This window comes from Type-D symbiont of Plautia stali, from assembly GCF_001485335.1.
Taxonomy (GTDB): domain Bacteria; phylum Pseudomonadota; class Gammaproteobacteria; order Enterobacterales; family Enterobacteriaceae; genus Pantoea; species Pantoea vagans_C.
The window spans coordinates 1-9,764 of the sequence record NZ_BBOC01000131.1 but is presented as its reverse complement, the minus strand read 5'-3'; the positions used below and the strand labels follow the sequence as shown (position 1 = coordinate 9,764).

Annotated in this window: 9 protein-coding genes; 5 read left to right on the top strand and 4 right to left on the bottom strand. The window is 54.2% G+C overall.

The annotated features are described in order from the left end of the window. Together PSSD_RS26955 and PSSD_RS24565 are read right to left on the bottom strand one after the other, a co-directional pair. A partial coding sequence (locus tag PSSD_RS26955; RefSeq protein WP_153011503.1) for a helix-turn-helix domain-containing protein occupies positions 1 to 192 on the bottom strand: 192 nt, incomplete at its 3' end. Between the two features lie 206 nt (positions 193 to 398). Next, a complete protein-coding gene (locus PSSD_RS24565; protein WP_058974045.1) occupies positions 399 to 1,235 on the bottom strand; it encodes an undecaprenyl-diphosphate phosphatase in 837 nt (278 codons plus the stop codon). Between the two features lie 294 nt (positions 1,236 to 1,529). On the opposite strand from PSSD_RS24565, the gene ptsJ reads away from it, so the two are divergent. The 4 genes from ptsJ to biuH all read left to right on the top strand — a co-directional run bounded on the left by ptsJ (position 1,530) and on the right by biuH (position 6,489). Further along, positions 1,530 to 2,828: a MocR-like B6 salvage transcription factor PtsJ gene (ptsJ, locus tag PSSD_RS24560; protein ID WP_058974044.1), complete on the top strand. Its 1,299-nt coding sequence runs from the start codon at positions 1,530 to 1,532 to the stop codon at positions 2,826 to 2,828. 209 nt (positions 2,829 to 3,037) lie between these two features. Then, a complete protein-coding gene (locus PSSD_RS24550) occupies positions 3,038 to 4,489 on the top strand; it encodes an amidase (protein WP_058974042.1) in 1,452 nt (483 codons plus the stop codon). Beyond that, entirely contained in the window at positions 4,479 to 5,789 is a 1,311-nt protein-coding gene (locus tag PSSD_RS24545) for a purine-cytosine permease family protein (RefSeq protein ID WP_058974041.1), read from the top strand. The genes PSSD_RS24550 and PSSD_RS24545 overlap by 11 nt, the downstream gene beginning before the upstream one ends. Beyond that, the gene (biuH, locus tag PSSD_RS24540; RefSeq protein ID WP_058974040.1) at positions 5,782 to 6,489 is read left to right on the top strand and encodes a biuret amidohydrolase; all 708 of its coding nucleotides are present in this window, start codon (positions 5,782 to 5,784) and stop codon (positions 6,487 to 6,489) included. Before PSSD_RS24545 ends, biuH begins: the two co-directional genes overlap by 8 nt. On the opposite strand, the gene PSSD_RS24535 is transcribed toward biuH, so the two are convergent. Then, a complete protein-coding gene (locus PSSD_RS24535; RefSeq protein WP_058974039.1) occupies positions 6,478 to 7,374 on the bottom strand; it encodes an alpha/beta hydrolase in 897 nt (298 codons plus the stop codon). The two genes, biuH and PSSD_RS24535, sit on opposite strands and share 12 nt — an antisense overlap. 136 nt (positions 7,375 to 7,510) lie before the next feature. Next, complete coding sequence (aptA, locus tag PSSD_RS24530) at positions 7,511 to 8,842, bottom strand: omega-aminotransferase AptA (protein WP_058974038.1); 1,332 nt, start codon at positions 8,840 to 8,842, stop codon at positions 7,511 to 7,513. A gap of 100 nt (positions 8,843 to 8,942) precedes the next feature. Between aptA and PSSD_RS24525 the strand changes: the two genes are divergently transcribed. Beyond that, positions 8,943 to 9,764: LysR family transcriptional regulator (locus tag PSSD_RS24525; RefSeq protein ID WP_058974037.1), on the top strand; the 822-nt coding region annotated here is incomplete at its 3' end.

Here is a 9,764-nt window from a genome sequence, read left to right as displayed (position 1 = left end):
TTGCGTGAGACGGGCACGGGAGCGATTTTCAACAGAGGAGAGCTCTTCAGCATTAAAACGCTTAAGCCATTTATAACCGGTTTTTCGACTAATGCCGTGAAGGTGGCAAAGCTCGGTCATGGATTTATCGCCTGCCTGGCAGGCGAGGATGAAATGAAGGCGTTGCATGGTAACAGTCTCAGTCCAGGGCATAGTGAGTCTCCTCTGCTATACCAATTTATAACTGTTACCCATGTGCCCGGTCTAAAGTGTTACCTATGTGCCCGGTTTGCACCTAAATGCGCACCCTACTAAAGACCACATCCATTCTTGTAGTGTCGCCATTAATGGCGACCATAAAACGCTTCAGTGGCCAGCATTAGCTCATTGAAACGCGCTTTGAGATTGTCGGGCCACTTTTAACCCAGCCAGCCAATCAGCACGGCAGCGCACAGGCAATAGCCGCCAAACAGATGCCAGCGGTCATGTTCCAGCCAGCGAGACAACCAGCGCAATGCCAGTAAGCCCGCGACGAAACTCAGTACCATGCCGACTAAGCTTGGCAGCAGAATACCGCTGCTGATAGGTACGTGATTCGGTGATCCAGCCGAAAAGGCACGCAGGCCTTCTTTCACAATCACCGCGGGCGTCAGTACCACAGCCAGGGCGAAACTGAACTCCTCGACGCGTTTGCGTGCCACACCCAGCGAAAGCCCGGTCGAGATGGTGGCACCGGAGCGCGAAAAGCCGCGAAACGGCAAGCACAATCCCTGAACGAAACCAATTCCTGCTGCGCTCAAGGGGGAAAGCTCACCACGTTCTTTTTCTTTCAGACGCGATGAAACGATAATTAATAAACCGGCTGCGGCTAATCCGCTGGCAATAATTTTACTGTTGCTAAATAAAGATTCTATTTCAAAGGTGTCTGCATTGGCCGCAAAGAAATATTTAATTAACTTCATTAAGGTTAATCCGACTGCGCCTGTGACACAGGTGGCCAGAATAATTAACAAAACATTCTTCTTAAAAGCATGGGTTGAGCTGAAATAGGTGTCACGCCAGTTCTGCCAGAAATAAACAATCACCGCAAACATGGTGCCGGTGTGCAACATCACCAACAGCAAGGTCATCTCCGGTGAGCTGGGATCAAGGCCAAGTAGTTTTTCTGTCATGATGACATGGGCGGAACTGGATACCGGCAGCAGTTCTGCCAGCCCTTGTATCACGGCCAAAATGGATACGTCGAAATAGTTCACCTGATTCCCCTTGAAAGAATGAAAAGATCTTCAGCACCCTGACATAGTTATGTGTCAGAACGTGATGCGTTTAATCCTATTTAAGTCGGCGTTGATGAATGGTTTAACGTCATAAATTAAAAAAGGGTACAGATTAATCTTTTATTAAGAGGTGAGTTAATTGAGCGGATATTTCTGTAATCAGATATTGCGGATTAGCGCAAGAAAGAAGGGCTTATGGGGCAAGTTCAGCGTTAGACATCACTGTTTGCGGTGAGTAATATGCCGTAAGCCAAAATAATCTGTCACGGATCAATGATGATTTCAGGTAAAACCGCAGGTGAAATCTTTGAACAAATTCGCTCAGGTGTACAGTCGGGCGGATATCTGCCCGGTGATACCCTGCCGCCCGTGCGCGAATTAGCGATTGCACTGGAGGTGAACCGCAACACGGTGGCATCCGCTTATAAACGATTGATTGAAGCCGGTATCGCAGAGTCCCGTGGACGCAATGGTACCGTGATCCTCGGTGTGGCGGAAAGCGTTGCTCAGGAAGGTTCACCGCCTGATGTCAACCTGATCGATTTAGCCAGTGGCAATCCCTCCACCTCGTTGTTGCCTGACATAAGCAGCGTGATTAGCCAGCTCAAGTTTCGTCATCGTCTGTATGGTGAACCGCTTATCAATGCTGAACTGGAGCACTATGGGCGCGAATGGCTAGGCAACGATATTCAAGGTGACTTCTCTCTGTCACTCACCCATGGCGCTGTGGATGCGGTCGAGCGTTTACTCAACTGTTATCTGATAAGCGGCGATCGCGTTGTGGTGGAGGATCCCTGTTTCCTGAGTAGTATCAATACGCTGAAAAACAGTCGGTTAAGTGCGGTCGGCATCAGCATTGATGAAGAGGGACTGAATGCGGATGCGTTGGACGCGGTATTAGCATCGGGTGTTCAGGCGGTGATTATAACCCCGCGTGCGCACAACCCAACAGGCTGGGGATTTAGCGCCACCCGTGCCGCGCAAATTCGTGCATTACTAGCGAACTATCCTCAGGTGATGGTGATCGTTGATGATCACTTTTCTCTGCTTTCCACTCACGAATATCACTCTGTGATCCCCCCTGAGACCCTGCGTTGGGCGCTGGTGCGATCGGTCTCTAAATTTCTCGGACCAGATATGCGCTTAGCCTTCGTCGCCAGCGATGAGGAGACAGCAAAGCGCCTGACGATTCGCCTGAACGCGGGCAGTAATTGGGTGAGCCACTTATTGCAGGACATCACGCTGGCGGCACTCCAGTCAGCGACATTAAAAAGCGCGGTCATTGATGCGCGCGAGCAGTATCAAAAGAGGCGTGCCGCAGTCAGCAACGCGCTGCTTAATCATGGAGTGACAACGTCACTTAAGCATGATGGCGTCAACTTGTGGTTGCCGTTAAAGCAGGACAGTGCTGGGCTTGTGACGCAACTGGCGACTTATGGCTGGCTGGTGCGCAGTGGCGAAGTCTTCGGTCTTGACCAAAAGGTGCATGGCTTGCGCATTACCGTGTCAGATTTTGATGTGCAGCAAGCTGAGGTTTTCGCACGCACGCTGGGGCAGTTAATCGCCCACTAAAAACCGCAATTTACATCCATCCATGGCGCATCTCTGCGCCATTTTTGTGCGTTCAGGCTTTGAGTCTGCCTCCTCAGCAAACATAAGTATTCGATCTTGTATCCAAGTCCGTATCCCATCTGGCTTTGCTCCGCTGTACTCCTTTTTTGGCATTTTCTGGCACGCAAACTGCATTAATCCCGTTAAGTGACCAAATCGGGAGTTTCTGTATGTTTGATGCATTACTGGATGGCGATGCCACCACGCTGGCTGGGTTGATCCGCAAGGGTGAAGTTTCCGCCAGCGAAATGACGCAGGCGGCGCTGGAACGTATGGCACAGCGCGAGCCGCAAATTCAGGCATTTTGCACCGCAACACCGGAGCGGGCGTTACAGCAAGCGGCGGCAGTGGATGCGAAACGCGCAAGAGGAGAAACGCTGGGCGCATTCGCCGGTGTTCCGCTGGCGGTGAAAGATCTGATTTGCACCGCAGGCGTCAAAACCACCTCTGGCTCCGCGGCCTATGCCGATTTTATCCCGGAAGAAGATGATATTACGGTGGAGCGTTTGCTGGCAGCCGATGCCGTCTTGCTCGGCAAAACCACAGCGCCCGAGTTTGGTTACAGCGGTGTCGGTCATAACCCGTTGTTTCCCTCTCCGCGTAATCCGTGGGATCTGAGTAAAACGCCAGGTGGATCCAGTGCGGGTTCGGGGGCGGCACTGGCTGCGCGACTTTGCCCGATTGCGCTGGGCAGCGATGGCGGTGGTTCCGTGCGCATTCCAGCGGCACACTGCGGCGTTTATGGTTTCAAAGCCTCAATGGGCCGCGTGCCACTGTGGCCGGGTTGCCGTGATGAACGTTATCCTGGGATATCCAGTTGGGAATCCCTTGAGCATATCGGCCCGATGACACGCACCGTGCGCGACAGTGCCTTGATGATGTCTGTCATGGCCGGGCCGGATATGCGCGATCGCCACTCAATCCCTTGCAGTGACGTTGACTGGCTTGGCGCTTTAGAGAAGCCGTTAAACGGCCTGCGCATTGCCTTCAGTGCCGACTTTGGATATGTGGCGGTCGATAAAGAAGTGCGTGACGTTGTCACTAATGCCGCGCGAAAGTTTGCACATGAACTGGGCGCAGAATTAGAGGAAGTCGATCCTGGTATCGCTGACGAAGGCGCGACCTTTGCCGCGCTGGTGGCGTTTGAAAGCGATTTGACCGGCATGCGCCAGCTGCAATCCGAACTGGGCTCGCGCATGTCGCCGCATCTCAGCGCCATGCTGCAACGTGACTGGCGAGCGGAAACCTTCACCGATGCCAATACCGCACGCAAGAAAATCTGCAACCAGCTTTGGCGCTTTATGCAGCGCTACGATCTGCTGGTAACCCCCACGCTGGCCGTGCCACCGTTCCCACTCAACATGCAGGGACCGGAAATTATTGATGGTCGCATGGTGCGCAGCGATCACTGGCTGTCGTTCTGTTATCCGTTCAATTTCACCGGCCAACCAGCGGCTTCAGTGCCAGCAGGCTTCACCGCCAGCGGCTTGCCGATCGGTTTGCAAATCGTCGGTCGTCATCTGGACGACGGCCTGGTGCTGGCGGCCAGTGCCGCTTTTGAGCACATCCAACCCTGGAATCACCTTTATCCCGCTTCAATCGGAGTTGCCCATGAAAGATAAATCATCACCTGCGTTGGAGCAGGAGTTTGAACACGAACCCGTTCCGTTGAGCCATCGTCACTCTACGCGTTCCGTATCGGCGGTGTGGTTTGGTTTCCCGATGATCCTAACCAATGCGCTGTTCGGCGGCATCATTACATGGCACCTGGGCTTCTGGCCCGCAATCATTGCCATTCTGTTGGGCAACCTGGTGCTGTTTGCCTATGTCGGGGCGCTGAGTTGGTTTGCGGGCAATACCGGGAGGAACTTTGCGCTGCAAGCTAAACGTACTTTTGGCACCAAAGGCTACATTCTGGTCTCCGGGTTTCTTTCCACGGTGGTGATTGGCTGGTATGCCTTCCAGACGGGCCTCACCGGTACCGTGATCAATCAAACCTTTGGCTGGAATGCGCTGGCGGTAACGGCGCTGGCGATGGTGCTCTACACCGGCGTCACTTTCCTCGGCGTGCGCGCACTGTCGATTCTCGGCATGATTGCCGCTCCTCTGTTTGTGGTGCTGGGGTTGGTGGCGCTGTGGTTGATTGGTCAGGACCATGATTTCAGCACCATCACCCAATTCCACGGCAGTGCAACGGCGGTAGGAGCCATGAGCATGGGCACCGCAGTGACCATGGTGGTAGCCGGCTTTGCCGATTCCGGCACCATGACGGCCGATTTCACACGCTGGTCCAAAGATGGCAAATCAGCGGTGATTGCTGCGTTCTCTGCTTTCCCCATGGCAAATGTCATCTCCTATCTGTTTGGCGTGGTGATTGTGGCGGTAGGGGCAGCGGTTGATCCGGGTAATAATGGCGGCAACTTCCTGCCGATGTTAATGGGCCATGGCATGCTGCTCTCGGTCATCGCTTTCCTGTTTGTTTTCATCAACCTTGGCTCGGTCTGTACCCATTGCCTGTATAACGGTGCTGTCGGCTTCAGCCATCTTTTCAGCAGCAAAATGCGTCTCTGGACGGTGATCCTTGGCGTGATTGGCGGCGCACTGGCGCTGGCGGGGGTGTGGTCCTATTTCCTCGAGTGGCTGAGTCTGCTCGGTATTGTGGTGCCGCCGTTTGGCGCGGTGATGATCGTCGATTTGATCTTTATGGCCAAAATTAGCGAACAGCGCAAAACGCGTCGTTTACGCGGCAGCGCTTTCGCCGCGTGGGCCATCGGCAGCCTGTGTGCCGTCATTGCCCATATCGAATTCCCGCAGTTTGGTGAAGCGGTAATTGGTTTAGTCACTGCAGCGGTGAGTTACACCCTGATTGTGAAATTCAAACGCGAAAGCACCGCCAACCTGATGGAGCAGAACAATGCCTGAATTTTCCGTGGATTCTACGCCGTATTCGTGGCCGTTCGATGGAAAGGGCTCGCCCGCTGATACCGCACTGATCATTATCGACATGCAAACCGACTTCTGTGGCAAAGGGGGTTACGTTGACAGCATGGGGTATGACATCGCGCTAACGCGCGCACCGATTGCACCCTTGCAGCGTGTGCTGGCCCGCATGCGGGAATTGTCTTTCCCGATCATCCATACGCGGGAAGGTCATCGCCCGGATTTAAGCGATCTGCCCGCTAACAAGCGCTGGCGTTCCAAACGTATGCAGGCAGAAATTGGCGCACCTGGCCCTTGTGGCCGCATTTTGGTACGTGGTGAACCCGGCTGGGAGATTATCCCCGAACTGGCACCGCTACCGGGAGAGACCATCATTGATAAACCGGGTAAAGGCTCATTTTATGCCACCGATCTGGAGCTGATTCTGCGCAGTCAGGGCATTCGCAACCTGATTATCGCTGGCATCACCACGGACGTGTGCGTACACACCACGTTACGTGAAGCCAACGATCGCGGGTTCGAGTGCCTGGTGTTGTCAGACTGCTGCGCCGCCACTGAACTGAAACATCATGAAGCGGCGCTGAGCATGATTCATATGCAGGGCGGCATTTTCGGTGCTGTCGCCAGTTCAGACGGTTTACTGGCGGCGTTAGCGGATGCACCCGCGACGTTAACGGCTTAACCAGTGTAGATAGTGCCCCGGCCACTCGGTGGTGAGTGTGCCGGGTTTACCCATGCCAAAACCGTGCCCGCCAGTGGGATAGCGATGCATCTCAACCGGAATATGCTGCTGCTGGCAAGCGCTGGCCATGATCAGCGTGTTGTGCGGATCGGAAATGGGGTCATCTTCCGCCTGTACCAGGAAAAAAGGCGGCGACTGTGGGTTAACGTAGGATTGCACTGACCAGGTGGTATCGGCGGCCAGCGTGCCACCTTTACCCACCAACACCTTATGCGTGGACGTATGCGAATAGGGCGGTTCCAACGTAATAATTGGGTAAATTAGCGCCGCGCGTTCAGCGGTAGCGGGAAGATTGTCCTGTGCGTCCGTTGCCTGATAAGCATGAAAATCAGGACGATTGACCGCCATGCCCAGCAGATGTCCGCCAGCCGAAAAGCCCAGCACACTGACATGATCCTCACGGTGCCGAACTAAACGCAGCGCACGTTGCGCATCCTGCAAAGACACCATGGCACCATCTTTCCAACCCTCCTGTGGCAAGCGATAACTCAGGACGTATGCGGTGTAACCCTGCGACGCCAGCCATGCGGCGGCCGGCCAGGCTTCTTTGCCCATTTCAATCCGCGTATAGCCGCCACCCGCGGCGATCAATACCGCGCGCCCGTTGGGATTGTCCGGTTTAACCACGGTGAGTGTCGGCATCGCGATATTGCGCTGCGCGCCTTTGGCAGAGAACTGCATTGCCCCCAGCGGGCCGCCACCGCCCGGCGGCTGACCCGGCCATAGGGGGATGACTTCAGGTTTAGCTGTTGCAGCCAGGCTGAGGTTGCTCTGCGCGACAAACGGGGCGAGCGTCAGGCAAGTGATAAAGTGGCGACGATTCATAGCCGATCCAGACTGAGTCAAAGTAGGGTATTGAAGCAGAACAATCGGCAGAGATGATGGAGAAAATGTTGAAGGATATGTGTAAACGCATCAATTAGTGCTCGGCTGCTCGTGTAGGTCAGCCGAGCATATTCAACTAACGCACCTGGTGAAGGGCTTCCCCCACTGCGTCAAACAGGCGATCCAGTTCGGCGGGTTGCGTGTTAAACATCGGACCAAACTGCAGCGTATCGCCGCCAAAACGCACATAGAAACCGGCTTTCCACAACTCCATGCCCGCGTCAAACGGGCGGATTGTCGCATCACCGTCACGTGGAGCGAGTTGGATAGCCCCGACCAAACCACAGTTGCGAATATCCACCACGTTCGGGCAATCGCGCAGCGCATGTAAGCTGTGTTCTAAATAGGGCGCCAGCTCGGCAGACTGTGCAATCAGCGATTCATTTTCCAGCAAATTCAGGGTGGCCAGCCCGGCCGCACACGCTACCGGATGGGCGGAGTAGGTATAGCCGTGAGCAAACTCCACTGCGTGTTCAGGAAGTTGCTGTGCCATAAAGGTGTGATAAATTTCGCTGCTGGCGACAACGCCGCCGAGCGGGATGGCGCCGTTGGTGATCTGCTTGGCAAAGTTAAGGATATCCGGCGTCACGCCGAAGTATTCCGCGCCGCTCCAGCGGCCCATCCGGCCAAATCCGGTGATCACTTCATCAAAAATCAGCAAAATGTTGTGCTGGGTACAGATCTCACGCAAGCGTTGCAGATAGCCTTTCGGCGGGATGATGGCGCCTGCTGAACCGGAAAGAGGCTCAACAATCAGTGCCGCGATGTTGGAGGCATCATGCAGCTCAATCAATTTGAGCATTTCGTTCGCCAACGCCACGCCGCCGGTTTCTGCCTGACCCGGCGTGAAGGGCAGATCGGTTTGCAGCGTATGGGGGATATGATCGACATCCATAAACTGACCGAACATCTTACGGTTGCCACCAATCCCCCCAAGGCTGGTGCCCGCGATGTTCACGCCATGATAGCCACGAGCACGACCGATGAACTTGGTTTTTGCCGGTTGACCCTTGATACGCCAGTAGGCTCGCGCCATTTTCACTGCAGTATCCGCAGACTCTGAACCCGATCCGGTAAAGAACACATGGTTGAGATCCCCCGGCATGTGCTGGGCGATTTTGTCTGCTAACTGGAATGAGAGAGGGTGGCCATGTTGAAAACCGGGTGAGTAATCGAGGGTGCCGAGTTGCTGTGCCACGGCTTGCTGAATTTCACTACGCGTATGTCCCGCGCCACAGGTCCACAGCCCTGAGAGGCTGTCAAAGATCTGCCGCCCTTTATCATCCGTGAGCCAGAGGCCCTGCGCCGCGACGATGAATCGCGGATCACGTTGAAAATTACGATTGGCACTGAAGGGCATCCAGTGTGATTGCAGATTAAGAGATGCAGTATTAACAACGTCGGTCATGTTCCATTCCTCCAGGCAGGTGTAGGAAGAGTTTGCAATTAAGCGATAGGTAAGTTAAATCCTTATTAATTCATCTTTAGATATTGAATTACTCACCTAAATGAAAAGTAAGTCGCTGGCTCAAATCACAGATTTTGACCTCAAATTATTGCGCTTATTCAAAACCGTGAATGAATGCGGCAGTTTTTCTGCTGCTGAAAGTCTGCTGGGCATGACGCGCTCAGCAATCAGTTTGCATATGGGCGATCTGGAAAAACGGCTCGGCATGCGTTTGTGCCAGCGTGGAAGGGCAGGTTTTGCCTTAACCGATGAGGGGCGCGAGATATTACGCCATAGCGATAGCATGATGGCGGCGGTCGAGCATTTTCGCCTGCAGGTTAATCAAATGCACCAGCAGCTGCGGGGTGATTTTAATATTGGCATCATCAACAATCTGGTGACGCAACCACGGATGAAAATTACCCATGCGCTGGAAGCCTTGCGCGACATCGGTCCCGATATTCGTCTCAATATCAGTATGATGACCGCTGCAGACATTGAGCGCGGTCTGATGGATGGGCGCTTGCATGTGGGCGCGTTGCCACTGACGTCGCCGATCTCTGGACTGGACTATATGCAGCTTTACGATGAGAGATCAGAGCTGTATTGCAGTGACACTCACCCTTTGTTCGCGCAGACTCAGCCACCCAGTGATGAAGAATTGCTACGCTATGATGCCATCGCGCCCGCTTTCCGCATGACCACGGAAGCCATTGCTATGCATCAGATGCTGAACTGCAACGCGACCGCCACTGACCGTGAAGGCATTGCCTTTCTCATTCTCTCCGGCCGCTTTCTCGGTTTCCTGCCCGATCACTATGCCGCGCAGTGGGTGGAAAAAAGGTTATGCGCGCTATTGCTCCGCAGCGGCTGCATTACACCA

Coding starts and splice junctions, on each gene's coding strand:
- ptsJ (WP_058974044.1), top strand. CDS start 1,530: ATGATGATTTCAGGTAAAACCGCAGGTGAAATCTTTGAACAAATTCGC.
- PSSD_RS24550 (WP_058974042.1), top strand. CDS start 3,038: ATGTTTGATGCATTACTGGATGGCGATGCCACCACGCTGGCTGGGTTG.
- PSSD_RS24545 (WP_058974041.1), top strand. CDS start 4,479: ATGAAAGATAAATCATCACCTGCGTTGGAGCAGGAGTTTGAACACGAA.
- biuH (WP_058974040.1), top strand. CDS start 5,782: ATGCCTGAATTTTCCGTGGATTCTACGCCGTATTCGTGGCCGTTCGAT.
- PSSD_RS24535 (WP_058974039.1), bottom strand. CDS start 7,374: ATGAATCGTCGCCACTTTATCACTTGCCTGACGCTCGCCCCGTTTGTC.
- aptA (WP_058974038.1), bottom strand. CDS start 8,842: ATGACCGACGTTGTTAATACTGCATCTCTTAATCTGCAATCACACTGG.